Genomic DNA, 26,901 nt, shown 5'->3' on the forward strand with positions numbered 1-26,901 from the left:
TCTCAGGTGAAAGTTAAATCATTATGTATCTGATTTCTTAATTGTTGTAAAATAGTAATGGAGACCTTCAGCCAGTGCAACTGCTCCAGCGGGAGAAAAATTGTTAATATTGAGATTTTTATTTAAAAATTCTGCAAAATCGTCCGATTCTATATCAAATTCTAGGACATGTCCTTCCCAGTTTCCTTCGATGTTTTCTTTTCCTTCAATGATCTCTTTACTCTTCCTATAGACCTCAATATCCTTTATGAGCAATAACACGGTTAATTCTGGTTTTAAAGTTACCAAATCAATTAAAAAACCTGTAGGAATAATTTCATATATATTATCCTTTTTAGATGGAATATCCCTATTTTTTATTTCCTCATCGGTTAGTAGGTATTTACCTGGAGTAAAATTTTTCCGTTTTTCTAATCTGAATATATTAAAAGGGTCTGCACTCCTATTTTTCCAATCAGCTTCTTCAAGGTCATAAACTTCTTCTAAGAATTCTCTTAAAACAGTATATTGAAAGTGGCATTGTTCCTCAATAATCTTTTCATGAAAATCACTCAAAGGCTGAAATGCTCCTGCTGGAGCTACACTATAAAAACCCGGCTGTTCAACCTGTAATTCTCCTCGTTTTTGAATGAAAGTGCAGTATTTATTTTCATCCTTTTTCATGAGCACAAAAACATTAATGCCAAGCTTAACAGGTCGTCCTTTAAACTCGAAAATTTGCTCTTTGAGCAGAGACTCCCGAACCCTAAATTTTAATAACAGAGGCTTTAATAGCCATATTAAAAATTTTTCAGATCTTTTAATATAAAGATGAAAATAAAGTTCCTTTGCGATAAGGTCATAGTATTTGACATAGTTGAAATAACGCCCAAGAATAAAATGAAGCTCTAATGCTTTTATTTCTGGTTTTGGATCAATTTTGCACAGGTCGAATGTCCTACCGTTCCACATTTCCTTATTACTAATAGAACCCAAAAAATCTGGATAATTTTCTATCTGAAATAAATTTAAAAAATTTGTAGACATTTTAAGCTTATCATCCGACAGCGAACCCTCAGACAGTTTGCCGTTGTTTTCTTTTTCTAGCCCACAATTTTTAATTAGCAGATTTGGGCATTTGCTCTTTAACCACCATTCCTCGCAAATCAATGGGAATTTATAATTATGTTCCCCAAACATATCAAATTTTATTTTATTATTATACAATTTCTCAATAGATTCTGATAAATATTGTATATCTATAACGAATAGACTACTATCAAGCGTATAGTAAGAAAATATCTTGTCATGCACTTCATTATATTTAGCCACTTCAGGAGCAGGGGACCTGCATACTGTTGAAAAAATACTGCGAAGTTGTCGTTTATATAACGATAAAACAGTAAAAGGAATACCAAAAACTACTATGATAGACGCGAACAAATTTACGCTTTCGATGAATCCAGCCCACGAGAAGCCGCTTTCCATATAGTTTCTATCCAATTTGTTGCATTACTGATTTTAATTGCACTTAACCCAATAATATGCAGTGCAGTCTATATATACCTATTTTTAAGACGAATTATGCAACCTTTAAGATGAACCTTCCAGTTTTCTGCAAAATAGTCTTTCCTGTCATCCTGTTGGGATAATTCCGCATTTTAACATGAGGAAGTAATTAAAATTAAGTACAACCATAACCATTCAGTTCAACAGGTGATATTCATTGTTCGCAATCGAAAACATCCATGCGCGGGAAATACTTGATTCACGGGGAAACCCCACAGTCGAAGTCGATGTTTTTACAGAAATCGGATTCGGGAGAGCAAGCGTACCCTCGGGGGCATCCACAGGGACAAACGAGGCGCTTGAGCTGAGGGATAAAGACAAACGGTATCATGGAAAAGGCGTAAAGATAGCGGTAAACAATGTCAATACAGAAATAAAAAAAGCCCTTCTTGGCATGGACGCTCGAAACCAGCGCGATATAGACAGACTCATGCTTGAACTCGATGGAACCCAGAATAAATCACGGCTTGGCGCAAACGCAATTCTCGGGGTCTCACTTTCGGTAGCACATGCGGCAGCGGATTCGCTCGGGCTTTCTCTTTACCGCTACCTGGGCGGCACGAACACATTCACACTTCCATGCCCGACAATGAACGTGATAAACGGGGGAAAACATGCAGGCAACGAGCTTGCAATACAGGAATTCATGATCCAGCCAGTTGGGGCAAAGACATACTCAGACGCCCTGCGCATGGGGGTTGAGACATACCACATGCTCGGCACCGTGCTTTCGAAAAAATACGGTACTTCTGCTGTCAACGTGGGGTACGAAGGGGGTTATGCCCCGCCACTTAAGAATACAAAGGACGCACTTGATTCCCTCATCTATGCCATTGAAGAAACAGGATACGATAAAAAAATCACCATTGGTTTGGATGCGGCAGCTTCCGAGTTCTTCAAGAAGGATAAATACAGTATAGACGGAAAAACATTGTCAAACGATGAACTTGCGGATTATTATGCCGACCTTGTCAAGACCTATCCCATCCTTTCCATCGAAGACCCGTTCCATGAAGAGGCGTTCGATGATTTTGCGGCATTGACAAAAAAACTTAAGGACAGGATAATCGTGGGCGATGACCTCTTTGTGACAAATGTAAAGCGGCTTGAAAAAGGCATAAAGATAAACGCTGCGAATGCGCTGCTGCTGAAGGTCAACCAGATAGGCACGTTATCCGAGGCTTTTGACGCTGCAAGGCTGGCGCAGAAGAACAGGTTCAAAGTGGTCGTCAGCCACAGGTCAGCAGAGACCGAGGATACTTCAATTGCGGATATTTCAGTTGCTCTCGGCGCCGAGATGATAAAGACAGGAGCGCCTGCACGAAGCGAGCGCAATGCTAAGTACAATCAACTGCTGAGGATAGAAGAAGAACTTGGGAAAGCGGCAAGATATATTCAGCTTTGAGTTCTTTCAATTTCAGGAAAAGGATTAAATCAAATGATAAGCAATGATAATACAGGGAGAAACAAAATATGGAACCCAAGAAAGTAATCAAAAGCATAGACGATAAAATGGGATTTACGCCGGAGATCATGAACATGATGGGTGAAATGAACCCCGAAATGTTCGACCATTACAAAAAATGCGATGACGGCATACAGGAAGACGGTGCACTTTCAGCAAAAGTAAAGGTACTGATGTCCCTGGCTGTTATGGCTGCACAGAGGTGCGAGCCTTGCTGCGAATCCCAGTTGAGGAGTGCGCTTAACCACGGTGCCACGAAGGAAGAGATAATGGAAACAATGAATGTAATTTTCATCACATCCGGAGCACCTGGCGTAGCTGCATGCAGAAAAGCCCTTAACATGTTACAGGGTAAAGAAGGTGTGGGCGGGCATGGCTGCGTACCTGGAAGAAGACCGAGATAAACTAAAAAGGTTAAAATAGTTTTGTGTTCATTGATTCATCAATGAAACTTAAGGAGGAGTTATGAGCAACAAAATAATAGACGCATTGAACAAAGACCGCGAAGATGAATTGAGCGCCATAATACAATACATGAAGCATCATTATGAGGGAGAAGGGATGGAGAGCCCGGAAATCCTTGACATATTCGAAAACACAGCAAAGGACGAAATGAAACATGCTGAAAAGCTGGGTGAGCGCATCAATTACCTTGGCGGAGTACCCACAAAGAAGCCATCCATGATAGTGGAAGGCGGTGACTTAAAGAAGATGATTCAGGACGACCTCGCAAAAGAGAACGGGGCAATCAAACAATACAAGGAACATATCAAGCTGGCGGCTGAAGAGGGCGACCCTACCACGAGGCTCATGCTGGAAGAAATCCTCTCAGAAGAAGAGGGACATGCCGATACGTGGGAGACCACGCTTGGAATAAGAAAATAACATGTTTGGAAGAGAGACCCAGTTAGTGGATTGCAGGGAGGCGATGGGGCTCGGGCGCGGAGGGGGTCTTGCCCAGCGCGGAACCCTTTCGGAAGCAGCAAGACCCGATGTGGTTGCAATTGCCATGACGCCGGGCAGGCGCCATATTACAAAGCCCGTATGCGAGATTACACAGGGACTGCGCAGGGAAGGAGTACAGGTAAGCGTTCTTGTGCTCGAGGCAGGGGCAGGCGTCCCGATGGATGAAGTCGGAAGCTCCACGGTTTCAAGAGGCTACGGCTCTTCCTTCGGTATATCTGCAAAGGAAATAGAACAGATAGCAAGGCACAGGCTTGTGTTATTGCATATGGGAAATGTCAATTCTCACATACTTTTGAAAACAAAGAAAATCCTGAAGTATATCAATATACCCGCAGTCATCGCCTGCGAATACCCTATTGATTTTGAGGATTTCGCAAAAGCCGGCATAAAGACTAAAATAATAAAACCAAAAACCCCTGAAACCGAAGGTACTGTGGTTGCGATCGTGAGCGGCATAACCAGGGGTGAAACATGTTCAAGGATTAAACTCAATGAACTGGCTAAGGAGATACGGTATATACTGGGTCAGATGGCAGAAGAGGCTCATGCGGTCAGAAGCGATCTACTGATAAGTGAAGGGCTTATGGCTAATATGGAAGAAGGTGAATGATTTGAAATGTTATATATGTGCTAAAATGGGAAAGGATGAGGATGCGGTGGCAGCCTGTATAGTATGCGGAATGGGTGTGTGCATGGAACATGCAATCTATGAAACAACCCCGGTCTGGAAGGGTGATTACCCTGTAAGACTTGAGAAAGACATAGAGAACCTGAGAAGGATAATGTGCCCGCCGTGCCATGAAGCTTTAAAGGAGAACTGGTGATATTTTATGTTGAAATGTTACGAATGCGCTGAACATGAATCCGCTGAAGAAGCCGTTGCCCTGTGCATAATGTGCGGCAAAGGGCTCTGTATGGAACATGCCCACAGGGTTGACCTTCCGATATGGACGGGAGGATACCCTGCACCTGTAAAGATGCTTAAGAAAGGTCTTCCGAGGTTCGTATGCCGCGAATGCGGCAATATCCTGATGCCCGGAGCATGTGAGTAATAGTGTGTACGAAATACGCTTTCACGGCAGGGGGGGTCAGGGTGCGGTTATGGCTGCCCAGACACTTGCTGAGGCAGCCGTAATAGAAGGGAATTATGCTGTTGCATTTCCATTTTTTGGAGCCGAAAGAAGGGGCGCCCCTGTTCTTGCCTTTACCAGGATAGACGCCAAAAAGATATACAGCAAGACACAGGTCTATGCACCCGACTGCGTGGTTGTGCTTGACGATTCGCTTCTCGATACCATCGATGTGGTGTCGGGGTTAAAACCAGATGGGGCAGCGGTTATAAACTCGAAAGAAAAACCTGAGGATATTGACCTTGGAAAGGAAATAAGAACAGCGACTGTGAATGCAACCTCTGTGGCACTCGAGATTTTAAAAGCCCCGATTACCAATACGGCAATCCTCGGGGCATTCGCAAAAGCCACAGGGGTTGTTAAGCTTGAATCCCTGGAGGAGGCTATCCGCAGAAGATTCGGTGAGAAACTCGGTAAGAACGTGGGGGAAAGAAATGCTCTTGCAGCGAGGACTGCTTATGAGAAAACCGTTATCGGGAAAAGTAAGGGGATAAAGAAGCTTGAACCCAGGAAGCAGTGGCTCCCCGCATATCAGCAAATGCCAATCGGCGGCGCCCTCGTTGAGGGAAAAACAGAGGCAGGTCTGATAGGACCGGGCAGTTTCATTGAGAATAAGGTGTCGGGATGGGCAACCTTCCGTCCTGTGCGCGACAGGGATAAATGCACCATGTGCCTATTATGCTGGTTCTATTGCCCCGAAGGTACCATCGTGCGCATATCAGACAGGGGAGACCTGTTGACCAATTACGACTACTGCAAGGGCTGTGGCATATGTGCCAACGAATGCCCCGTGGATGCAATAAAAATGGTGAGGGCAAGGGTTTGATGAATCCAGAAAGTGTGAAAGTAATCACCGGAGACCATGCGGCTGCAATAGGCGCAAAACTCTGCCGCGTTGAGGTGGTGCCAGCGTATCCGATTACTCCGCAGACGCTTATCATCGAACACATTGCGGATTTTGTGAACGACGGGGAAATGGATGCCAAGTTCCTTACAATGGAGTCGGAGCACAGTGTGATGAGCGCAGCCGCCGCCGCATCAGCAGCAGGTGCAAGGGTATTTACGGCAACCTCATCCCAAGGATTGGCGTTCATGTACGAGATGCTCTATGCAACCGCGCCGCTTCGCCTTCCAATAGTCATGGTAAATGCCAGCCGGACGCTTGGAGCTCCTCCCGGTATATGGTGCGAGTATAATGACTCCATGGGTGTAAGGGACTCAGGATGGCTTCAGGTATATGTGGAAGATAACCAGGAAGCGCTTGACATGGTTATCCAGTCTTACAGGATTTCTGAGGATAGGCGCGTCCTGCTTCCGGTAATGCCGTGCCTTGACGGTTTTGTACTCACACACACGGTCGAACCAGTGGAAGTTCCGAAGCAGCAGGATGTAGATTCCTTCCTGCCGCCTTATACGCCAGATATTATTCTTGACCCATCAAGACCTGCGATGATAGGGATTTTCATGCCCGCAGAGTACATAATGGAAATGCGGCGGCAGACTGCAGGTGCTGTGGAATCAGCCAGGAGCGTCATCCAGGATGTTAATGATGAATTTGCTCGACTCTTTGGAAGAAATTACGGCGGATTGATAGATACGTATCGGATGGAGGATGCTGAGGCTGCATTGATAACCATGGGCACTGTTACAAGTACGGCGCGGGAAGTTGTGGACGAATTGCGTGGAGAGGGAAAAAAAGTGGGTCTTGTCAAGCTTCGATTCTTCAGACCATTTCCAGCAGAGGAATTGAGGAAAGTATTATCGGGCGTAAGTGCAGTCGGGGTTTTTGACCGTTCAATATCCTACCACGGCGGTGGACCAGCCTACAACGAGATTCGCTCGGCGCTCTATGGCGCGACAATGCCTGTGGTCAATCATCTCGCAGGTCTGGGGGGAAGGGATGTGACCAGAGAGCAGATAATAAAAATGTTCGAGATAATACTGAAAGCAGCAAAGGGCGAAAAAGTGAAGGCAGTGAACTGGCATAACACGAGGGGTGAGGCTGTATGAGGCTCAAAGATTTACCCGATGATAATTTGTTCACGGCAGGACATACCGCATGTCCTGGATGCGGGGTTGCGATGTCCATCAGGAATGCGATAAGGATACTGGGAAAAGATACAGCTGTTTATGTACCGGCAAGCTGCGCCGTGGTTTTTGGCACCACATTCCCGTACGGAGCGTGGAAAGTGCCTTTTTTCCACACGGCATTTGAAAACACCGGGGCATGCCTGACAGGCATGCAGGCGGCATTCGAGAAAAAAGGAAAAAAGGTCATTGCTGTCGGGTTTGCCGGGGACGGCGGGACGTACGACATAGGTTTGCAGAGCATGTCAGGAGCAGCAGAGCGCAATGATGATATCCTTTATATCTGCCTCGATAACGAGGCGTACATGAACACAGGGATACAGCGAAGCGGAGGCACGCCCTTCGGGGCATGGACGACCACCACGCCAGTGGGAAAGATGTCACAGGGAAACCGCCGCTTTAAGAAAAACCTCGGCGACATCGTGGTAGCGCATGAGATACCTTATTATGCAACGCTATCCATCGGTCATCCTCTTGATTTCATAAGGAAAGTGGAGAAGGCAAAAGATATCAAAGGCTTCCGCTTTCTTCACATGTTCACCCCATGCATCCCGGGCTGGAAGATGGACCCGGCAAAGACCGTGGAAGTAACAAAACTGGCTGTGGAGAGCGGGATGTGGACCCTGTACGAGGTCGAGAACGGTGAGAAAAGAATTACCTACAAGCCAGGAAAAATGAAAAGAGTGAGGGAATACCTGATGATGCAGGGGCGTTTCCGACACATGAACGAGGAGGATATAAAGACGCTCCAGACGTGGGTGTGCAGGAAATGGAACCTGCATTACAAGGAAAAAGGCGCTCCTGAGGTATGCGAAATCGAGATGCCTGAGGAGCATCATGCTGTTACAGAGGAACACAGAGAGATGCATGGACCATGAAGAAGATAAAACCAAAACTCTACACGCTGAGCACCTGCATGCATTGCAGTGCAACAAAGCGCTTTTTAAAAGAACATGGGATTGATTATGACTATGTGGATGTGGATAGATTAAACGGTAAGGAAAAAGAAGAAGTTCGCCAGGAAGTGATGAAACTCAGCGGGGGTTTGAGGTTTCCGACCATAGTGGTGGGAAAGAAAGTAATCGTGGGGTTCTATGAGGATAAGTTGAGAGAGGCGCTGGGGTTATGAGAACCGTTGCCGAAATGTTCGCCGAGATGAAGAAAATCGCTGAAGAGGAAGGCTACCAGTTCAATCCGGTAAAGGAGGAACTTGACGACATCCTCCATGGGCTGTGGGATAACGAGCACCGCTATGGCTATATGTCGTGTCCCTGCCGCATGGCAAGCGGCGTGCTGGCTGATGACATGGATATAATCTGCCCGTGCAACTATCGAGATGCGGATGTTGAGGAGTTCGGCTGCTGCCTTTGCGTGCTTTATGTGAGCGATGACTGGATAAGCGGGAAGAAGAAGCATGAACCTATTCCGGAGCGGCGCCCGCAGGAGTATTATTTGAAAGGTTATCCGAGTATAATAGAACAGAAAGGAGCAGGAGGAAAAGAAATGGAGCAGGTTTACAGGTGTACGGTGTGCGGCTATCTCTGCGCAAGGGAAGAGCCGCCTGATCTTTGTCCGATTTGCAGGGCGAAGAAGGAGATGTTCGAGAAGTTTGAGATGGGGTAGGCGCATGCGCAGATATATATGTCCAATACTCTCTAAATAAGTACAGGAATATGAAAGAGATAAAAAGTGCTGAAGGGATTATAAAAAAGCAGATTTTTGAAATATTACAGAATATAGGATATTCGGCAAAGAAAATAATTCTTTTTGGTTCCAGAGCACGAAAGGACTTTACTCGATTCAGCGATTACGATATTCTCATAATAACGGACAGGACAGTTGAAATTAAAGAGAAAATGAGCCTGTCTAAAAAAATAAGGGAATATCTGGCAAAATCAGGGTTTGATGTGGATGTGATAATAAAATCGGACGTTGAGGTTCAATTTTTAAGAGATAAGCCTGGCAGCATTGTGAAGAACGCCTTAAAAGAGGGCGTTGCGTTATGAATGACGATTATATCCAGAAGTGGATTATAAAAGCGAAAAACGATTTTAAAATAGCAGGACACGAACTTGCTCAATCTGATGACGAAATGGTTACGGATGCTGTATGTTTTCACTGCCAGCAAGCTGTTGAAAAATTATTTAAAGCATATCTCGCCTCAAAAAACATAGAATTTGGAAAGACACATAATCTTGAGTTTTTGCTGGAACTCTGTAAAGCACATGACCCAGATTTTGAAAATTTAAATGTGGGAAACCTTTCGTTTTATGCGGTAGAAATCAGGTATCCTGATGAGTTTTACATCCCTTCGGTGGCAGAGGCTAAAGAGTGTTTTAAGATTGCTTCTATTGCCAGGGATTTTATGTTAGGAAAGCTGGAATCCGAGGGGGAGGGATAAAGTGGTTCAGGTTTATACGTGTACGGTGTGCGGCTATCTCTGCGCAAGGGAAGAGCCGCCTGATCTTTGTCCGATTTGCAGGGCGAAGAAGGAGAGGTTTGAGAGGTTTGAGATGAAGTGAGAATTAAATGAAGGAGGATAAACGATGTCAAAGAGTATGTATTGTCCCAATTGTAGCGCTTACATAGGGGACTGTGGTCATGTTCCTGGAGGTTTTTCCGGTCCTACTACGCTGTCTGGAACATGCGGCAGTTGTGGACAGGAGTTCAGCGTTACCTGCGACGGCAACTGCATTAACCGTTGTCACATATGTGGGGCCACCGACTATCTAATAACTTGCTCGATATGTGGCAACTTCTGCTGTTCAAAGGATCGCAGCCAGTTTAACAAGCAAGTATGCAGGACGTGCGCACCGTAGACTCTTCTGATTAGCGTGAACATGGGGGCAGTCCTTCAATTATACAATAACATTAGCTGAGGACCAAAGACCACAGGAGACACAAAAGAGAATACAATTTTTGCCCAAAATGGCAATCCAGCCGACCTGCAAAAGCAGGCGGCGCCGATGTTCACGTGTAAACTTACATGACTGCGCATCGTTAAGAGTTAACATTAAATCTTTAACGACTAATATATAAATAGCCATGCAAGCGAATATCAAACCAATCATAGAAGAATTCAAAGTCAGAGTCCAAAAATTATATGGAAAAAGATTAAAAAATATCATCCTTTACGGCTCATGGGCAAGAGGCATGGCAAAAGAACATTCCGATATCGACCTCGTTGTAATTCTTGAAGGAATGGTTCGCCCTGGAAAAGAAATCGACAGGATGATAGACATAATCACAGACCTTCAACTGAAGTACAATGCCCTGATATCCGTGTATCCCGTATCTGAAAAAAAGTACATGACCGTTAAAAGTCCTCTATTGTTAAATATACATAGAGAAGGCATCCCTGCATGAAAGAGATAGTTGGCTACTTGGAGAAGAAAGAGATGCTATAAAAAGATCACAACGTAAATATCGAAATCTTTATTGATTTTCAAATACTTCAATCGATTATGTCCGAAATCCTAATAGTCTATTACTCCCGTTCAGGCAACACGGAAAAGCTCGCAAGAGCAGTCGCAGAGGGCGTGCGCGAAGGCAGAGGAGCTCCAACACTAAAATCGGTAGATGAAGTTGATATCAATGAACTTCCCAACTATGACGGCATCATAGCAGGCTCTCCGGTCTATTATGGCATGATGGCTGCCGAACTCAAAAAATTCTTTGACGAATCAGTTGTGGTGAGGAGAAAGCTCTTCAATAAAGTGGGCGCAGCATTTGCCACAGGCGCCCACAGGACAGGAGGAAAGGAGACAACGCTCATCTCGATTCTCCAGGCAATGCTCATAGCCGGGCTTGTAGTGGTGGGCGACCCTTTCGAGACTGGCGGGCACTACGGCGCCGCTGGCTCTGACGAGGTCGGGTTGAAAGAAGGAAGGGCGCTTGGGAAAAGAGTGGCTGAGCTTGCCGAACAATTAATGAAAAAATGAACGCAGATTTGCTATAAAAATGAACTCAAAAAAGCGTCAGCCGAAGACAAAATCAAAGGAAATCGAGAAAAAATCAGGGATAAAATTAAAAATTCTTATTGCCATCATTGGCGCCATTTTACTTCTGGCTGTTGTTTATTTTCTCTTCGCACAGGGAAGTGATACGTGGACTGTGAGCAAGGATGGTATTCTTTCGTATCCTGAAAACCGGGGTAAAGTTGATGTCAAAGTGCTTAATACCACCAAGGGAAGCAACTACACCCTTGAAACCATATCTTTTGCAAGCAAGGATTATACAGTAGAGGGACTCCTTCGCATCCCATCCTCCGACAAAAAAATGCCTGCCGTTGTTATTCTTCCCGGCGCCACAGTTCCGAAGGAAGGAACACAGGGGCTGGCTGAGCTTCTTTCCAATCTCGGATATGCAAGCCTCGGCATAGAGCAGCGCAACCGCGGTGGTGTGAATCCCCAATACGATTACGAGTTATTCAAAGCTGGAGAAGAGCCCATAGAGCATAAGATGGTGTTTGATGCCCTGCGTTCAGTGGATGTTTTGAAGCAGGATTCGAGGATCGAAGCTAAGAGGATCGCTATTATCGGAGAAAGCAACGGCGGGCGCTTCGCTATTATCGCAGCAGCGATTGACCCCGAAATCGAGGGCGTTATCGGCATCAGCACAAGCGGTTATGACACGGAATCGCAGACTGCAGGTATAAATGATGAAACTCTTATCAGGTTTTACCGTTCCATAGACCCCGATACCTATCTTGGCTTTCTCCCCCCGCGCAAACTCGTGATGCTGCATTCGGACAATGATAATATTATCCCTATTGACCTTGCAAAAAAAACCTTTGAAAAGGCAAAAGAGCCGAAACAGTTTTATAACGTAACAACTGGAACACACGGCTTCAGCGAGGGCATGAGAGAGCCTATTGAGAACGAAATAAGGCAGATGCTTGGATAGTTTCGATTCCAGACGCAAAACCTTAAAATAGCATCGCCTCCAACTTAAATAGGGTGAGTTTTTTGCAGGAATATAAGCTTTTCATAAACGGAGAATGGGTAGAATCGGGCACCGGGGATACGTTCGATGACCTCAATCCCGCAACGCTTGAGCTAATAGGGAAGATCCATAAAGCATCGGAGGAGGACGTGAATCGTGCGGTGGAAAGCGCGCAGGATGCCTTTGATTCATGGAGCAGCACACCAGCACCAATGCGCGCCAAGATACTCTTCCGTGCCTCAAGGGTGCTTGAGGAGAGAAAGGAAGAGCTTTCGCGTTTATTGACCGCTGAGATGGGAAAGGTGCTGGAGGAAGCGCGGGGTGATGTCCAGGAAGCCATAGATATAGCGTATTATGCCGCAGGTGAGGGAAGGCGGCTTCTTGGCGAGACCACGCCGTCTGAGCTTCCGGATAAATTCTGCATGACGGTTCGAAGACCCATAGGCGTTGTGGGGCTGATTACACCCTGGAATTTCCCACTGGCAATCCCTGCATGGAAGACAATGCCAGCACTTATCTCTGGAAATACACTGGTGTTGAAACCAGCAAGCGATACCCCTATTATGGCTATCGAGCTTGTAAAGATACTCGCCGAGGCTGGGCTTCCAAAAGGCGTTTTAAATCTTGTAATGGGCGAAGGGAGCACAGTGGGCAGTGCGATTGTCCATAACAAGAAAATCCGTGCCATATCCTTCACGGGCTCTCTTGCCACGGGCAAATGGATACTCGGGGAGGCGGGCAAGGACATGAAAAGGGTATCACTTGAGCTTGGAGGAAAAAATCCCATTATTGTGATGGACGACGCTGACCTGAACCTTGCCCTTGATGGCGTGCTGTGGGGAGCATTCGGAACCACAGGACAGCGGTGCACGGCTGCAAGCCGCGTTATTGTGCATGAAAAAATACTGCCCCTATTTGCGAAGATGCTTATCGAAAGAGCAGCAAAGCTCAGGCTCGGAAATGGGCTTCTTGAGAATACCGATGTCGGTCCTGTAATTAATAGTTCACAGCTTCAAAAAATCGCAAAATACGTTGAAATTGGAAAGAATGAAGGCGCCAAACTCGTACTGGGAGGGAAGATTGTTAAACCCCTCCCAGGCTACTTTTTCGAGCCAACGATATTTACGGACGTTACACCTGAAATGCGGATAGCCAGCGAGGAGATATTCGGTCCTGTCGTGTCCTTGCTCAGCGCTGGCAGTCTTGACGAGGCAGTACGGATCGCCAACTCCGTGGAATACGGGCTTTCATCCTCGATCTATACAGAGAACATGAAAAATGCCTTCAGGGCGATTGAAAAAATAGAAGCAGGTATCACGTACATAAATGCAAGCACCATAGGCGCTGAGATTCACCTACCTTTTGGCGGGGTGAAATCCACAGGAAACGGGACGCGCGAAGCCGGAACAACAGCGATAGACGAGTTCACGGAGTTAAAAACTGTTTATATCGATTACAGCGGAAAACTCCAGAAGGCGCAGATAGATATAGAACAGGAGGAACTATGAAAATAAAAAGCCAGAAATCAAAAGAAATCATAAGGCGCGATAATAAGGTGGTATCCCCATCCCTCACGCGCTCGTATGAATTGGTGGTTGACCGCGCCGAGGGCTCAACCATATTCGATATTGACGGCAATGCTTACATCGATTTTGCGGCAAGTGTGGCTGTCATGAATATCGGGTATAATTGTAAGAAGGTAAAGGAAGCGGTCTGCGCCCAGATGGAAAAAATGGTTCACTGCGGTTTCTCGGATTTTTATTCTGAGATGCCCGTGAGACTATCCGAGAAACTCTGCGATATGGCGGGGTATGAGAAGGTGTTTCTCTCAAATTCAGGGGCAGAGGCAGTTGAAGCTGCCATGAAGCTTGCATTCTGGTACACGAAGAAAAGCAGCATGCTTGCCTTCTACCGTGCCTTCCACGGCAGGACGCTTGGTGCGCTCTCTCTAACGAGTTCAAAAATCAAGCACAAGGAGCATTTCCCCTCGCTTCGCGTTGTGCACTCACATTATGCATACTGCTACCGCTGCCCTCTTAACCTTGAATACCCGCAATGCGGAATCTCATGCGCCCTGGAAATAGAACGCACTCTCTTCAAAAGGGAACTCTCGCCAAAGGATACGGCTGCCATCGTGATCGAGCCCATACAGGGGGAAGGCGGGTTCATCGTTCCGCCGCCCGAGTTTCATAAGGAGATTAGAAGGATATGTGATGAGAACGACGTGCTTCTGATTGCGGATGAAATCCAGAGCGGGGGTTTCCGCACCGGGAAATTCATGGCAATGGAGAACTTCGACGTGAGAGCCGATATTGTGTGCATGTCAAAGTCCATAGGCGGAGGCATACCTCTTGGCGCCACGCTGTCAAGCAGCGAGATAATGAGCTGGCCCCCCGGAGCCCATGCCAACACCTTTGGGGGCAACCTGCTTGCGGCTGCAGGAGGGCTTGCCACGCTTGAGTTCATGGAAAGCCGCAGGCTCGGTGAAAAGGCAGTTGAAAAAGGAAATTACATGCAGAAGTGCCTGAATGAACTCAAAGATGAATATCCCGTAATCGGGGATGTAAGAGGTATAGGTCTCATGATAGGCGTGGAACTTGTAAAAGCCAATAAAGACCCGGCGATCGAAGAACGTGAAGCCATAGTCAAAAAAGCGCTGGACGGCGGATTGATATTGCTTCCAGCAGGGGATTCGGTCATAAGGTTCGTTCCGCCTTTGATTATAAAAAAGAATGAGATTGATAAAGGGCTTGAGATATTTGAGAATGCCCTCAAAACGAGTTGAGTTTACACATAGCGTAAACTTTAAATACTTTCGTTCGTATATATACGAATTGTAGTGGGCAGTAAAATATTTTTTTACATACCACCATAATCCCCGCTGCCCACTATCCTCCTATTTTTCAAGTACACAAATCCGCCGTGTAAGGCTCTTATGCACCCTTTGCATATGCATTTCGATTAATCTGAAGCCTGCTTCCTGTACGATATCTTCAATTTCCCGTTCAGAAACAAAGACAGCTCGTTTTCCCTTTTTCAAGACGCGGAAAATCTCGTCTAATGAATTGGCAAGTAAATGCTCAATAGATTCAGCCTTGATTGCCGCAGACCTGCCGTAAGGCGGGTCGGTGACAACTGCGTCCATGCTGTCATTCCGAAGCGCCAGGCGGCATGCGTCCTGATAAAATAGGGAATAATTTACATCGTAGTAATCAAGGTTCATTCTGGCGCCCAGCAGCAGTTTTCGCTGCACTTCTCCGCCCACGACCTTCATACCCAAAAGCCCTGCCTCGATGAGAATACCTCCTGTCCCGCAGAAAGGGTCCAATAGATACTCTCCCGGCTTTGCTATGTTCACAAGTGCCCTCGCAACTCTCGGCATCAGCACTCCGGGATAAAAAAATGGCCTGTAATGGGGTTTTCGCGCCTCGTAAGTACCCCTGTCGATCGAAGCTGCAATATACCCGAATATGCTACTTTCTTCCGTAAGCAGCACCCTGAACTGTATCCTGGGATTTTTAAGGTCGGCATGAAATCCTTTTCTATAAAAAATCCCGCCAAGCTGCTTTTCCATCGATTCCGTGTTTATTCTGGAATATTCTTTTATGCGCCTTACCCTGATGCTGTACGTTCCCTCAACGTCCACAGGAGAGCTATTCACGAGAAGAAGTATGTCTTTCTCATCATCCCCTGCGATGCCCAGGACTTTGATGATATGGTGGGTCATGGAAAGCCTATTTGAGAGAACGTTAATAATGCTGTCTGCGTTATTCTTTAAATCAATAACCAGACACAAATCAAATGAGAAATGAATCTTGAAATCAGCTTTTAGAGACTCAAGACATGCGATTACTTCAGATTTTGGAAGCGTGCCGTGCTCACCCGAAAGTTCAAATGCCAGCAACATAACTATTATACTGTCATGCTGTCCTTAAATTCTCTTAGCATTTCAGCCATAACCCCATGCATTAAAAATCGTTCCTCAAGGTTCTCGGACATTACTTTTTTGGCGTATGCATCCTCATCCCAGATTATATTCTCATATTCCACATTCCTGAAAACGAGTCCGTAAGCCGGGGCAGGTTCAAGTCCCTCTGTAAACGCCTTCGGGTTAAGCATCTGTTCAAGCCAACGCATATCACGTGCGCCGCTGCCTACCATTTTCAGCGCCGTAGCTATCTTTCTTACCATGTGCCAGAGGAAATAGTCCGCCCTGATATCTATTACGGTGAATTCTTTCTCCTCATGAATATCTATTTTCTCTATTTTGCATAAGCTTGTTCTTCCATTCTCTGGCGTGGAAAAATTCGAAAAATCGTGTTTTCCTTTTAACAGACTTGCAGCGTTCATAAGCAGGGAGATGTCATATTTCCCGGGCATGATATACCTGTACTCCCGATACCTGGCATGGCGGCGCGGGTCGAAGTTTGAAGGAACTTCAGCTCCTGCCCATGTCCAGATTGCTGAGGGGAGCTCGCTGTTGATTGCTCTTGGTATAGCCACATCGCTATTATCGGTATCAAACGCTATCACCTGACCGAGTGCATGAACCCCTTTATCAGTCCTTCCGGCAGCGATATAGTTGGCTTCGTGCGGATTATTGATGACTTTTAGTTCACGAAGAGCCCTGAAAAGTTCACCTTCTATGGTTTTAACATCGGGCTGAACCTGGAAGCCGTGGTATTCAGTGCCGATGTATGCTACTTTCAGGGCGATTCGCATGGGGATTAATTGGTAGATAGATGTATAAATATTCGTTAAAAACTGAAGTATAACAAATGTTATCATGTTTTGAGGCTTTCATAAACAAGAATTTCAGGTGAAACCCATGCCAAAAATCACAGTCATCGGCGCCGGCGCAGTCGGCGCAACCGCAGCGCAAAGAATCGTAGAAAAAGAACTCGGGGACGTTGTCCTTACTGACATAGTCGAAGGTCTGCCGCAGGGCAAGGCGCTTGACATCTTGGAAGCAGGTCCCCTTTTTGGTTACGACTCGAAGATAACAGGCACGAACGATTACAGGGATATCGAAGGCTCGGATGTAGTGGTCATCACAGCCGGAATAGCAAGAAAACCAGGCATGACCCGCGAAGACCTGCTGAAGATAAATACAAAGATAATCAGGGAAGTATCGCAGAACATAGCAAGATACGCGCCGAATTCGATAGTCATCACGGTCACAAACCCGCTCGACATAATGACCTATGTCACCATGAAGACCACGGGCTTTCCACCTTCGCGCGTTTTCGGGATGAGCGGCGTGCTTGATTCGGGCAGGTTTGCCGCGTTTATCGCAATGGAGCTTGGCTGCTCTGCGCGGGATATAAATGCCATGGTTCTCGGGGGGCATGGCGATACCATGGTACCCCTGCCCCGGTTCACCACGGTCTCGGGCGTCCCGATCACAGAGTTGATGCCGGAAAAAACCATCCAGCGCCTCGTTGAGAGGACTGTTAACGGCGGGGCTGAGATTGTTAATCTCCTGAAAACGGGAAGCGCCTTCTATGCGCCCTCTGCTGCAGTGACCAACATGGTGGAAGCGGTGGTAAAGGATACAAAACGGATTCTGCCAGTGTGCGCCCTTCTCAATGGTGAGTACGGCGGGAAGGATATTTATCTCGGCGTTCCTGTGAAGCTGGGGAGGCGAGGTGTGGAAGAGATTATAGAGCTAAAACTCACCGAGGAGGAGAAAAAAGCCCTTGATAGGTCAGCAGACGCTGTTAGCCAAGGAATAGCATCGCTTTCAGGCTTAGCCTGATAATCTGCGAAAAAGATATAAGCAAGCCGTATGAATAGATGGTATATCCCACGAGGTAAAACATTGAATCTCACAATCCAACCCATCGGCGTGATTAAAAAATCCAATTCAGGATTAACTGATGTGTTAATATACTCTGATTTCGAACAAATCCTTGGAAACATCATGGAAAAATTCGAAAAAGGCACCAAGGTGCTGATTGTACATAAGAACGGTGAATCAAAAGATAAACACCAGGTCAAGGTTTCGGCAGGTGAGTTAATCAACCGCAAAGGCAATCTTCTTATCGTAAAAGGCATCGAAGCTGATAATGATTCTGTAATAGATGTCAGATTGAGCAATGAGCTCTGATCCGGGGAAGATATGGGGGTTGACCTTGGAGACCTCTTCAACAAAAAGGAAATAGAGCTTTCAGACCTGAAAGGGAAAGTAATTGCCGTAGATGCGTACAATACCCTTTACCAGTTCCTGAGTATCATCCGCCAGCGCGACGGAACGCCGCTTATTGATTCCCACGGCGAAATAACGTCACATCTTTCAGGTTTTTTGTACAGGACAACCAATCTTGTAGAGGAGGGCATAAAGCCTGTATTTGTTTTTGACGGAGCGCCGCCCCTGTTTAAAAATACCACGATCGAGGAACGCAAAAAAATACGGATAGAAGCTTTTGAGAGATGGGAAGAAGCAAAAGCAGCGGGTGGTGAGGATGCCTTCAAACATGCCCAGGCGTCATCCCGTATTGGCGGGAATATGATAGAGGATGCCAAGCTCCTGCTCGGGTTCATGGGTATTCCTGTCGTCCAGGCGCCTTCCGAAGGTGAGGCTCAGGCTGCATCCATGGTACGGAATAACGATGCTTATGCAGCTGGTTCGCAGGACTATGATGCCCTGCTGTTCGGTGCATCCATCGTTGTCAGGAACCTCGCTGTAACAGGGAAAAGAAAGCTTCCGGGGAAAAGCGTGTATGTTGATGTAAAACCTGAACTTATAGAGCTGGAAAAAGGGCTTCTTGATCTTGAAATTTCAGGAGAACAATTAGTAGATATTGGAATTCTTGTGGGAACGGATTATAATGAAGGTATAAAGGGTATTGGTCCAAAGAAAGCCCTGAAATTGATAAAGAAGCACGGCAGCATCGAAGGGGCGCTTGATGAGTTGAACACCGGGATAAAAAACCTGGCAGAAATAAGAACGCTATTCCTCCATCCGGATGTGGCTTCGGATTATGAACTTAAATGGAAGAAACCGGATGCACAGGCAATAGTGAAGTTTCTCTGCGCAGAGCATGATTTCTCCGAGGCACGCGTATCAAAGGCTGCTGAGCGCTTACTTCTGGCTTCGGATGAAGGTCAGAAAACGCTTGATAAGTGGTTTTAACCATCTCCTTCATAAAAATCCAACCCATATAATAATCAAAAAGCAGGGTATTGCTGCACTTGCCTGACCAATATTTATAACGGTTAAAAGTTCTAACCATATATCATGCAGAAAAAACACAAAAAAATATCTGGAGTTTTTGAGGAACATATAAAACGCCTGTCCAGGAAACATCAGCGGAATATCTGGAAGGCAGTGGCATTCTACTGGCATGTGCACCTCTATGAGCGCCACAAACTGAAGAAAATAAAACCAGATATTCCTGATTACGAGCTTATCCAGCAGGCTGCGGTGAAGGTATATGGTAAGGAAAAGGCTGAGCCTGTTCTCGATACCCTCCTCGAACTGGGAATCCAACCTCATCCTTTCAATTCCCTGATTTATGAAGCTGCTAATGGCGTACCTCCTGCAGAAAAAGAGAAGATTCACAGCTTTTGTTTTGGCTGCATCATTAAATTCGAGACAGAGTATCACGATGCAGTCAAGGAGCTTGTGGAAAAAGGAATAATTAAGAAAACAAGAGACCAGGAATGGATAGACTACCTTAAAAAATGCAACAGTTACATGCCAGAGGTAGCTGAGGGATAGCCAAGAGGCAGAAGAGCAACCACCCGTGCATTATCCGCTATAATAAGAGGTTAAATGAGCCACAATCTCTTCCATTGCAAGAGCCAGGTTTTTCTTGTTGTCAAATTCTTTGATTATTTCCTGGAGCGCCTCTTTTTTTGAGCTTTGTAATTCTTCTGCGGATTTTGATATATTCGGTATAGCGCGCGTTATATTATCCACGATAGTTATCGTTGCGCACTGAGCAGTCCTTGAAAGAGGGTTGAGGTCAATGGCAATAACGGTTTTTTCCATCTCCACAAGGGCTTTGCACCTGTCGCCGTCTTCAAGAGGTACAAGTACAACATCAGCGCTTAATATACCGTCAGCATCCACTTTCCCGCGCTCATGTTCGAGCCCGGGTATTAGCCCGTCGCTCTTTGTATGCATCCTCCTCGCTCCAAGGGAACGAAGATGCTGGATGATTTTCTTCACCCTTTCTTTGGTTCTGTGAAAAAGATTTACCTCAAGCGGAGCATTGACAATCTCACTTAAACTTATTATTTCCCTGGGAACGAGGGCAGCAGCGTTTCCGTTGACGGAGATGACGGGTTTTTTTGCAAGAAGCAGCGCTGCAGCCGCAGCCTTTTCAGCCTCTGCGGCGCTGTTTGAGGTTTTCTCTCCAATCAGGTAGTCAAATGCCTCTCCTCTCCCCTCTGCGATAAGCCCGTGCATACTTGTTATGCCTTTTCTGACACCCTTGACTATCATTTCCCTTGTCATCAATGACTCGTATCTTGGATGGTTTTTAGGAATCACAATAGATGCGCTCCTGCATTACTTATCCTGCTGTTATGGACTTCCCCGAATTCCGAAAGCGCACCGCTATCGTTTATAGCAAAGACCGTATCTCCAAGCATTGCCTGGCTTGCAAGCCCTCCTGCCGCCTCCACCGCTTCGATTGCCTCCTTTACCTTCGGACTCATGAGTTCGATTTCCTTTGCAAAGGCGCTTGATTGGCAGAAAAAGTTAGGAAGTGTGGGTTTTTTCAGAAGTTCTTTGAGCCTGGATTTCCCCGCTTCATTGATGGTTTTCTTTTTCAGGTCATCGGATAAGACAGATTTTGTGGAAATTTCTCCAAAGCTCACCCATGAAATTGTTGTATCGCCGCATGGGATTTTATCTATGTTCCCGACAAAAGGTGCGCCTGCCTTTTTCCTGAGCACAATTCCACCGAAGGTCTGCCCTGTCACATCGCCAAGCCCTGTCCTGTTCATCACCTCTGCAATGTGCGCAGCCCGGCCTAATTCGTTCAGGGTCAGGTTCAGGGAAAGCGCTTCGTTCAATGCCAGCGCTGTGCTCAATGCCCCTGCCCCGCTTGCCCCGAATCCGCAGCCAACAGGTACGCTGAGCACCGTATCCACGAGCACGGGCTGGGATGTGAGGAGCTTTATTGCTGTGAGCGTTGTTGGGGCTTCTGAGGCGGCGCCGTTGATTTTCACGGTTGTTTGTTCTGCGGCGCTTACTTTTGTTACAGCGCCGTCTTCAAGACAGATGCCGGCGCCCATAGAGCCTGAAAGTGCGGGCTCTTTCTTGATGTCAATTACGAAAATACCCGAGATATGTGCAGGAGAGAATGCCAGAGCGAAGTTCTTTTCCATTGGGCATCGGTATTTACTTGGGATTAAATAAGGTATGCGTTATAAACAGCAGATTAATTTCAAATTTTTTCGCATAATCTGCCTATAGATTTCCAATCAAAATTTACTTGAGTTCAAATCAATTTTATTGATTAAACACCTTTAAATACATGCGCTGCCTTTCGAAAGAAGGTAATTTTTATGAGTTTAATCGATGAAGCAAAAAAAGGCAATATCACAGAAGAGATGAAACAGGTTGCAGGGGATGAGGGTGTGGAACCCGAAATCGTCCGCCGGGGAATAGCAAATGGTAGAATCGTGATTCCTTTAAGCCCTTACCGCTATACAAAGCCATGCGGCATCGGGAAAGGGCTGCGCACCAAAGTGAATGCATCCATCGGGACATCCTCTGACATAGTGGATATCGATATGGAAATAGAAAAGGCAAGGGTTGCGCAGGAAACAGGGGCAGATACGCTCATGGAACTTTCAACTGGCGGGGATTTCTATGAGATCAGGAAAAGAATCATTGAATCCACCCCTCTTTCTGTTGGTTCTGTCCCTCTTTACCAGGCTTTTATAGAAGCGATAAGAAAATACGGCAGCGCTGTTGACATGAAGGAAGATGAACTTTTCAAGATAACAGCAGAGCAGGCAAAGCTTGGGACAAATTTCATGGCAATCCATACAGGCATTAATCTCTTCACAGTTGAGAGGCTTAAAAAACAGGGACGCTTCGGCGGTCTTTGCTCCCGGGGCGGGGCATTCATGACAGCATGGATGTTGCACAACGAGAAGGAGAACCCATTGTACAGCGAATTCGATTACCTGCTTGAGATAATGAAAGAGCATGAGGTAACGCTGAGCATGGGCAACGGCATGCGGGCTGGCGCAGTGCATGATTCTACTGACAGGGCGCAGATTCAGGAGCTTATCATCAATTCGGAACTGTCAGATAAAGCCCATGAAGCAGGAGTGCAGACCATAGTCGAAGGACCCGGGCATATACCCATAGACGAAATAGAAGCAAACGTGAAACTCATGAAGCGCCTAAGCGGGGAGAAGCCGTTCTATATGCTCGGACCTCTGGTCACCGACATTGCTCCGGGTTATGACCATATCGTGGCAGCCATCGGCGCATCTCTGTCAAGCGCTTACGGGGCTGATTTTATCTGCTACGTGACGCCTGCGGAGCACCTGGCGCTTCCCAATGTGGAGGATGTGAGGCAGGGCGTAATAACAGCAAGGATTGCGGCGCACATAGGCGATATGATAAAGAACAATGACAGACAGCGCGACCTTGATATGGGACGGGCAAGGCGGGATTTGCAGTGGGAAAGGATGTATGAACTGGCAATAGATCCAGAATATGCAAAATCGGTTAGGGAAAGCCGCTCACCTTCGGATGAGGAAGCCTGCACGATGTGCGGGAATTACTGTGCCCTGAAGATTGTGAAGCAGAATTTCAATTTTGAGCGGTAATGTTTTATATTTTATAACACAGATTAAAGTAATCTATCACAATCTTTATCTATCGGTTGGAATATATCAGAAATAATCATAATCATTATGATTTGGTGGTTTATGAACAGAGCAACAACGATAGTTATTCTTTTAATTTTAGGGGTTGCTATTGCTGGTTGTGTGGGCAATGGAGACCTAGGCACAGCAATAGATAAATGGAACAAAATAGCTGATAAAACTCAAGAAATAAGACTTCTGGAGGAACAATTTGTAAAAACTGTTAAGGTTGATAATGTTGTTATAGAGTCAGAGCTCGCTAAAGATACTCCCAATTTTGGAAAAATACTTCCTATATTAGATAAATGGCAGAAAACGCTTGACGAAGAAAGAAACCTTCTTGAAGAAGAGAGCAGTCTTATAAGCGATTTTGCAGGAACAACAGTAAATCTTGATGGGGATGCAAAAAGATATGGTGATAGCGCATTAACGAATGTTCGAGATTCGAACAGATATGCAACCTCATCGTTAGATAATTATAATCGGGGAATTGAGAGTTTAAGAATGAATTATAAGACTCTTGATGAGAAATACTATCGCCAATATGAACAATATTCAAATGCCGCAGATTCCGATACTACAAAATCCGGATTATATACTGATAAAGCAAACGATGACATTAAAAAACTGGAGGCACTACAATAAATGAGCGATGATTCATACAACCTGTGGTTTAACCGCGGTAGATGCAGTGAAAACGTCTGGATGTGGGGTATTATCCCCTTTTTAATGCCCTATGCATATTACAAAGTTGGCAAAGGATGGAAAGGTTTAGGGATTTTGATTGCATGGCCTATTGTAAACGTATTATTTGCTATACTAACAGGGGTTAATTATTATGTAGGGTTTGCGATACTAGTCTATGGGCTTTTTGACACGTATAATATCGCCAAAGAATACAACAGAATTTATACCGAAGGTTTATAAAAAAGACAAAAAGCAGGAGTTATCTCCTACTTTTCCTTGCTTAACACTGCTGCCCTTGAAATAGTTTCTCTTGGATACGATACTTCCGCAGCCCTCGCCATGTGTTCCATGGCTTCCCGGATTGGTTTTACAACTTCTTTAGGAATCTGTGGTGGTCTTTCCGGGACAACGCCGCTCAAAAACGGGCATGTTACCCCTGTGAGCACAGCCATCACACGCACCGCGCCTGTTAATGACGGGTCGACCTTTGCTCCCCATATCACACGTTTGGTATGCGGAACCTTGTCCATTATCTGCTCTCCCACTACTGCCACTTCCTCCAGCGTAACATCCTCGCCGCCCACGATATGGATAAGAACGCCGTAAGCTGTTGATATGTCGGTGATATCGAGAAGCGGAGTTGAGAGAGCCTGTGAAACCGCTTTCTCTACACGGTTTGCGCCGTCGCCTTCGCCTATCCCGATCGAGGAGATTCCCCCGCGTTCCATTACTGCGCGTAAATCCGCGTAGTCAAGGTTGATCAGGCTTGGCTGGGTTATCGTATCTGTCACATTCTTAACGAACGAGCCTACAAGCGCATTTGCCACCGAAAGTGCCTCTTTTAAAGGCAGGTTGCCTGCCACTTCCCTGAGTTTTGAATTGTCAATGACTACGATTGAATCGCTTGCCTCTGCAAGTGCCTTTATGGCATCCCGTGCTTTTTCGCGCCTCATCATTTCAATGGTAAAAGGTATGGTCACGCATGCAATGGTGAGGGCGCCCATCTCTCTTCCAACCTGGGCAAAAACAGGTATCGCACCTGTACCCGAGCCTCCCCCAAGACCCGCGACTAAGAATAAAAGATTGGTATCTTTCAATTCCTCCTTGATTTCAGCTAAATTCTCTCTTGCAGCCTCTGCCCCTCTTTCAGGGAATCCTCCGCAGCCATGCCCTTTGCACAGTTTTTCACCCAGCAGCATGAGTTTATCCGCCCTGGTCATGGTGCTGAGATGCGATGCATCAGTATTAGCCCCGATTATTTTACCGCCTGCGAGTTTCTTGTCCGCTATCCAGGTTACAATGTTGCAGCCGGCGCCGCCCAAGCCCACGACCGTCACGGCTGGGCGTGAAGTTTTTACTTTTTCTAACAATTCTTCTCTAGTCATAAAATAAGCCTCCGATATTACTCGTTCTGTTACTATTTAAGTCTTTTTTCCAGAACAAACATTTTTATATACACCCAAAACATAGAGGGAAAAAGGAGAATTAAATGATAGAGATTACAGATGCAGCAGCAGAAGAATTGAAACAATTGCTTGAAAAAGAGAAGAAAACGGATCACGGGTTACGCATATTCGAAGCCGGAACAGGATGCAGTGGGGTACAGTACGGTCTCTCGCTTGAGCTTACCCCGAAGAGCGAAGATGCGGTTTCAGAGAGTAAAGGAATTAAACTATTCTTTAACAAAGACATCCAGGGGGATATCGAGGACTTCAAGATCGATTACATCGACAATGAATACGGGAAAGGGTTCATTATAGACAATCCCGATGCGGCAAAATGCGGCTCCGGATGCAGCAGTTGCGGGTGATGTGAGTGTTCCCGGGACTTGGCAAGGGCATAAATCCCCGCAAGATGGCTTCTATGATGAAGCAAATGGGGATTGATGTAAACGAGATAGAAAACGTAGAAGAAGTAATCATCCGTACCCCTGAAAAGGATATTATTTTTAAGGATGCCCAGGTCACAATAATGGATGCCAGGGGTATGAAAACATACCAGGTCATGGGAACGCCGCAGGAAGTAGCCCGCGAGGTAAAAATACCTGAGGAAGACGTAAGGCTTGTGATGGAACAGGCAAAATCCAGTGATAGCGAGGCAAGGGCTGCGCTTCGGGAGACAAAAGGGGATATCGCTGCGGCTATTTTAAAGCTGGGTAAAACCACAGTTTAATTTCTATACAACCCCGGCGCTTGCAACCAGCCTCTGTTTTGGATTGTTGAGCTGGGCTACTAGGAAATTATCGTTTCTGCTGTACGCGATGCTCTTTTGTGTCGTGAGGACAATGCTGCAATCCGAGCCAGGAGGAGCTTGGGTTGCTGCTTTCCCATCCAGTGTTATAGAATCTATGGTTGCAGGCATGTCCTGAAGCCCTGCGAAGAGATGCACGGCATCTCCCACACCCAATGGCAAAGTGAATTTTGAGAGGTGACATTTCAGATTTAATTTCGATGCAATCTCTTCCTTCTGGGAAATTATGTACCCCCTGTCGAAGTCTTTTGACTGTATTCCTTTTAGCGCAAGTCCCACTCTTGTACCAGCGGGTGCGGTTTTCATATCCACGTCATTACTCTGGATTGAGCGTATCTCTGTGGGAATGTTAATCGGGAAAGTGGTCAGGCTATCATGTATTTTTATGGTTCCCTGGGTTACAACTCCAAGCACCACGCATCCCATGCCTGTGACATTAAAGAAATGGTCTACCATGACGCGCTGGGGCAGGTCGTTCTTTGCGGCATTGGCAACCCTTACCTCTTCCCCGAGTGCAAAGAGTTTCTCCTTGAGGGTTTCCAGTCCTTCGAATGTGGTAGTGGAAACGGCAATGGATTCCCATTTCTCAAGGTTTGTTCCTTTTGTGATGGCTTTTATCTTTTCTGAAAGTTCGGAAATCGCAGCCGGGTTTGATTTATCTGACATGGTTATGACGAACAATCCGCGTTTATTCCCGAACAGATCAAGCGCAATGATACATTCACCGACCTGCGCATTGAGCCCTCCCGAAGGCACGCAGACAAGGGCGATATCCGAGAGGTTTATTGTCTGGATAAGTGATTTTAATGATGCCGGATACCCATTCGCATCCACGAATGAATATATCCTGTCACCTTTTACTAAATTATAAAGCGTGATGTCCGACTCTGTGCCCTTCTTCCCCAGGTTTGCTGCAAGACTTGTCCTGCCTGATTTTTCGCTGCCGATGATTGATACGTTTGCCATAATAATCCCTGTTAT

The 26,901-nt window shown here is 46.0% G+C and carries 34 protein-coding genes and 1 pseudogene; 28 read left to right on the plus strand and 7 right to left on the minus strand.

Features of this window, described 5'->3' with window-relative positions:
* Positions 1–21: 21 nt before the first annotated feature.
* Positions 22–1,467, minus strand: coding sequence for a hypothetical protein (locus O8C68_04205; GenBank protein ID MCZ7395005.1), 1,446 nt, complete (start codon positions 1,465–1,467; stop codon positions 22–24).
* Positions 1,468–1,705: 238 nt separating this feature from the next.
* Here O8C68_04205 and eno point away from each other — a divergent pair, with 238 nt between their 5' ends.
* The 19 genes and pseudogenes from eno to O8C68_04300 all read left to right on the plus strand — a co-directional run bounded on the left by eno (position 1,706) and on the right by O8C68_04300 (position 14,926).
* On the plus strand, positions 1,706–2,953 hold the full coding sequence (gene eno, locus O8C68_04210; GenBank protein MCZ7395006.1) for a phosphopyruvate hydratase: 1,248 nt from the start codon (positions 1,706–1,708) through the stop codon (positions 2,951–2,953).
* Between the two features lie 68 nt (positions 2,954–3,021).
* Entirely contained in the window at positions 3,022–3,417 is a 396-nt protein-coding gene (locus O8C68_04215; protein MCZ7395007.1) for a carboxymuconolactone decarboxylase family protein, read from the plus strand.
* A 61-nt stretch (positions 3,418–3,478) separates the two neighbouring features.
* Positions 3,479–3,898 carry a ferritin-like domain-containing protein gene (locus O8C68_04220; GenBank protein ID MCZ7395008.1) on the plus strand — a complete coding sequence of 140 codons (420 nt, stop codon included), beginning with the start codon at positions 3,479–3,481 and terminating at the stop codon, positions 3,896–3,898.
* Between the two features lies 1 nt (position 3,899).
* Positions 3,900–4,589 (plus strand): methyl-coenzyme M reductase I operon protein C, encoded by a 690-nt coding sequence (gene mcrC, locus O8C68_04225; GenBank protein ID MCZ7395009.1) that lies wholly within the window; start codon positions 3,900–3,902, stop codon positions 4,587–4,589.
* A 1-nt stretch (position 4,590) separates the two neighbouring features.
* Entirely contained in the window at positions 4,591–4,803 is a 213-nt protein-coding gene (locus tag O8C68_04230; GenBank protein ID MCZ7395010.1) for a DUF2180 family protein, read from the plus strand.
* 6 nt (positions 4,804–4,809) lie between these two features.
* Entirely contained in the window at positions 4,810–5,031 is a 222-nt protein-coding gene (locus tag O8C68_04235; GenBank protein MCZ7395011.1) for a DUF2180 family protein, read from the plus strand.
* Between the two features lie 4 nt (positions 5,032–5,035).
* Positions 5,036–5,572 (plus strand): annotated as a pseudogene (locus O8C68_04240) (pyruvate ferredoxin oxidoreductase subunit gamma).
* A gap of 75 nt (positions 5,573–5,647) precedes the next feature.
* On the plus strand, positions 5,648–5,935 hold the full coding sequence (locus tag O8C68_04245) for a 4Fe-4S binding protein (protein ID MCZ7395012.1): 288 nt from the start codon (positions 5,648–5,650) through the stop codon (positions 5,933–5,935).
* Positions 5,935–7,119, plus strand: a complete 1,185-nt coding sequence (porA, locus tag O8C68_04250) for a pyruvate ferredoxin oxidoreductase (GenBank protein MCZ7395013.1) — start codon at positions 5,935–5,937, stop codon at positions 7,117–7,119. Before O8C68_04245 ends, porA begins: the two co-directional genes overlap by 1 nt.
* A complete protein-coding gene (locus tag O8C68_04255; protein ID MCZ7395014.1) occupies positions 7,116–8,075 on the plus strand; it encodes a thiamine pyrophosphate-dependent enzyme in 960 nt (319 codons plus the stop codon). Before porA ends, O8C68_04255 begins: the two co-directional genes overlap by 4 nt.
* Entirely contained in the window at positions 8,072–8,326 is a 255-nt protein-coding gene (locus O8C68_04260; GenBank protein ID MCZ7395015.1) for a glutaredoxin family protein, read from the plus strand. The genes O8C68_04255 and O8C68_04260 overlap by 4 nt, the downstream gene beginning before the upstream one ends.
* Positions 8,323–8,820: a ferredoxin:glutaredoxin reductase gene (locus O8C68_04265; GenBank protein MCZ7395016.1), complete on the plus strand. Its 498-nt coding sequence runs from the start codon at positions 8,323–8,325 to the stop codon at positions 8,818–8,820. The genes O8C68_04260 and O8C68_04265 overlap by 4 nt, the downstream gene beginning before the upstream one ends.
* Before the next feature lie 50 nt (positions 8,821–8,870).
* Positions 8,871–9,203, plus strand: a complete 333-nt coding sequence (locus tag O8C68_04270; GenBank protein ID MCZ7395017.1) for a nucleotidyltransferase domain-containing protein — start codon at positions 8,871–8,873, stop codon at positions 9,201–9,203.
* Positions 9,200–9,598 (plus strand): HEPN domain-containing protein, encoded by a 399-nt coding sequence (locus tag O8C68_04275; GenBank protein MCZ7395018.1) that lies wholly within the window; start codon positions 9,200–9,202, stop codon positions 9,596–9,598. Before O8C68_04270 ends, O8C68_04275 begins: the two co-directional genes overlap by 4 nt.
* Before the next feature lie 644 nt (positions 9,599–10,242).
* A complete protein-coding gene (locus O8C68_04280) occupies positions 10,243–10,563 on the plus strand; it encodes a nucleotidyltransferase domain-containing protein (GenBank protein MCZ7395019.1) in 321 nt (106 codons plus the stop codon).
* Between the two features lie 98 nt (positions 10,564–10,661).
* The gene (locus O8C68_04285; protein ID MCZ7395020.1) at positions 10,662–11,138 is read left to right on the plus strand and encodes an NAD(P)H-dependent oxidoreductase; all 477 of its coding nucleotides are present in this window, start codon (positions 10,662–10,664) and stop codon (positions 11,136–11,138) included.
* A gap of 19 nt (positions 11,139–11,157) precedes the next feature.
* Positions 11,158–12,102 (plus strand): alpha/beta hydrolase, encoded by a 945-nt coding sequence (locus O8C68_04290; protein ID MCZ7395021.1) that lies wholly within the window; start codon positions 11,158–11,160, stop codon positions 12,100–12,102.
* Positions 12,103–12,155: 53 nt separating this feature from the next.
* Complete coding sequence (locus tag O8C68_04295; protein ID MCZ7395022.1) at positions 12,156–13,649, plus strand: aldehyde dehydrogenase family protein; 1,494 nt, start codon at positions 12,156–12,158, stop codon at positions 13,647–13,649.
* Positions 13,646–14,926 (plus strand): aspartate aminotransferase family protein, encoded by a 1,281-nt coding sequence (locus O8C68_04300; protein ID MCZ7395023.1) that lies wholly within the window; start codon positions 13,646–13,648, stop codon positions 14,924–14,926. Before O8C68_04295 ends, O8C68_04300 begins: the two co-directional genes overlap by 4 nt.
* A gap of 111 nt (positions 14,927–15,037) precedes the next feature.
* On the opposite strand, the gene O8C68_04305 is transcribed toward O8C68_04300, so the two are convergent.
* Positions 15,038–16,048 (minus strand): TRM11 family methyltransferase, encoded by a 1,011-nt coding sequence (locus O8C68_04305; protein MCZ7395024.1) that lies wholly within the window; start codon positions 16,046–16,048, stop codon positions 15,038–15,040.
* 5 nt (positions 16,049–16,053) lie between these two features.
* Positions 16,054–16,863: a tRNA pseudouridine(38-40) synthase TruA gene (truA, locus tag O8C68_04310; protein MCZ7395025.1), complete on the minus strand. Its 810-nt coding sequence runs from the start codon at positions 16,861–16,863 to the stop codon at positions 16,054–16,056.
* Between the two features lie 106 nt (positions 16,864–16,969).
* On the opposite strand from truA, the gene mdh reads away from it, so the two are divergent.
* The 4 genes from mdh to O8C68_04330 all read left to right on the plus strand — a co-directional run bounded on the left by mdh (position 16,970) and on the right by O8C68_04330 (position 19,864).
* The gene (gene mdh, locus O8C68_04315; protein ID MCZ7395026.1) at positions 16,970–17,899 is read left to right on the plus strand and encodes a malate dehydrogenase; all 930 of its coding nucleotides are present in this window, start codon (positions 16,970–16,972) and stop codon (positions 17,897–17,899) included.
* Between the two features lie 30 nt (positions 17,900–17,929).
* The gene (locus O8C68_04320) at positions 17,930–18,250 is read left to right on the plus strand and encodes a hypothetical protein (protein MCZ7395027.1); all 321 of its coding nucleotides are present in this window, start codon (positions 17,930–17,932) and stop codon (positions 18,248–18,250) included.
* Between the two features lie 12 nt (positions 18,251–18,262).
* Positions 18,263–19,276: a flap endonuclease-1 gene (gene fen, locus O8C68_04325; GenBank protein ID MCZ7395028.1), complete on the plus strand. Its 1,014-nt coding sequence runs from the start codon at positions 18,263–18,265 to the stop codon at positions 19,274–19,276.
* A gap of 105 nt (positions 19,277–19,381) precedes the next feature.
* The gene (locus tag O8C68_04330) at positions 19,382–19,864 is read left to right on the plus strand and encodes a hypothetical protein (protein ID MCZ7395029.1); all 483 of its coding nucleotides are present in this window, start codon (positions 19,382–19,384) and stop codon (positions 19,862–19,864) included.
* 30 nt (positions 19,865–19,894) lie between these two features.
* Here O8C68_04330 and O8C68_04335 read toward each other — a convergent pair whose 3' ends face one another.
* Both O8C68_04335 and O8C68_04340 read right to left on the minus strand, forming a co-directional pair.
* Positions 19,895–20,644 carry a 4-phosphopantoate--beta-alanine ligase gene (locus tag O8C68_04335; GenBank protein MCZ7395030.1) on the minus strand — a complete coding sequence of 250 codons (750 nt, stop codon included), beginning with the start codon at positions 20,642–20,644 and terminating at the stop codon, positions 19,895–19,897.
* Positions 20,638–21,483: a pantoate kinase gene (locus tag O8C68_04340; GenBank protein MCZ7395031.1), complete on the minus strand. Its 846-nt coding sequence runs from the start codon at positions 21,481–21,483 to the stop codon at positions 20,638–20,640. Before O8C68_04340 ends, O8C68_04335 begins: the two co-directional genes overlap by 7 nt.
* A 180-nt stretch (positions 21,484–21,663) precedes the next feature.
* Here O8C68_04340 and thiC point away from each other — a divergent pair, with 180 nt between their 5' ends.
* The 3 genes from thiC to O8C68_04355 all read left to right on the plus strand — a co-directional run bounded on the left by thiC (position 21,664) and on the right by O8C68_04355 (position 23,910).
* On the plus strand, positions 21,664–22,944 hold the full coding sequence (gene thiC, locus O8C68_04345) for a phosphomethylpyrimidine synthase ThiC (GenBank protein ID MCZ7395032.1): 1,281 nt from the start codon (positions 21,664–21,666) through the stop codon (positions 22,942–22,944).
* A 102-nt stretch (positions 22,945–23,046) separates the two neighbouring features.
* Positions 23,047–23,628, plus strand: a complete 582-nt coding sequence (locus O8C68_04350) for a hypothetical protein (protein ID MCZ7395033.1) — start codon at positions 23,047–23,049, stop codon at positions 23,626–23,628.
* Positions 23,629–23,910: a hypothetical protein gene (locus O8C68_04355; GenBank protein ID MCZ7395034.1), complete on the plus strand. Its 282-nt coding sequence runs from the start codon at positions 23,629–23,631 to the stop codon at positions 23,908–23,910.
* A gap of 26 nt (positions 23,911–23,936) precedes the next feature.
* On the opposite strand, the gene ftsZ is transcribed toward O8C68_04355, so the two are convergent.
* A complete protein-coding gene (gene ftsZ, locus O8C68_04360) occupies positions 23,937–25,055 on the minus strand; it encodes a cell division protein FtsZ (protein MCZ7395035.1) in 1,119 nt (372 codons plus the stop codon).
* Positions 25,056–25,159: 104 nt separating this feature from the next.
* Here ftsZ and O8C68_04365 point away from each other — a divergent pair, with 104 nt between their 5' ends.
* Complete coding sequence (locus O8C68_04365) at positions 25,160–25,480, plus strand: iron-sulfur cluster assembly accessory protein (GenBank protein ID MCZ7395036.1); 321 nt, start codon at positions 25,160–25,162, stop codon at positions 25,478–25,480.
* 5 nt (positions 25,481–25,485) lie between these two features.
* Positions 25,486–25,842: a nascent polypeptide-associated complex protein gene (locus O8C68_04370; protein ID MCZ7395037.1), complete on the plus strand. Its 357-nt coding sequence runs from the start codon at positions 25,486–25,488 to the stop codon at positions 25,840–25,842.
* A 3-nt stretch (positions 25,843–25,845) separates the two neighbouring features.
* Here the strand turns inward: O8C68_04370 and O8C68_04375 are convergent, their stop codons facing one another.
* Positions 25,846–26,886, minus strand: coding sequence for an elongation factor Tu (locus O8C68_04375; protein MCZ7395038.1), 1,041 nt, complete (start codon positions 26,884–26,886; stop codon positions 25,846–25,848).
* Positions 26,887–26,901 lie beyond the last annotated feature (15 nt).

Source organism: Candidatus Methanoperedens sp. (assembly GCA_027460525.1).
GTDB lineage: Archaea > Halobacteriota > Methanosarcinia > Methanosarcinales > Methanoperedenaceae > Methanoperedens.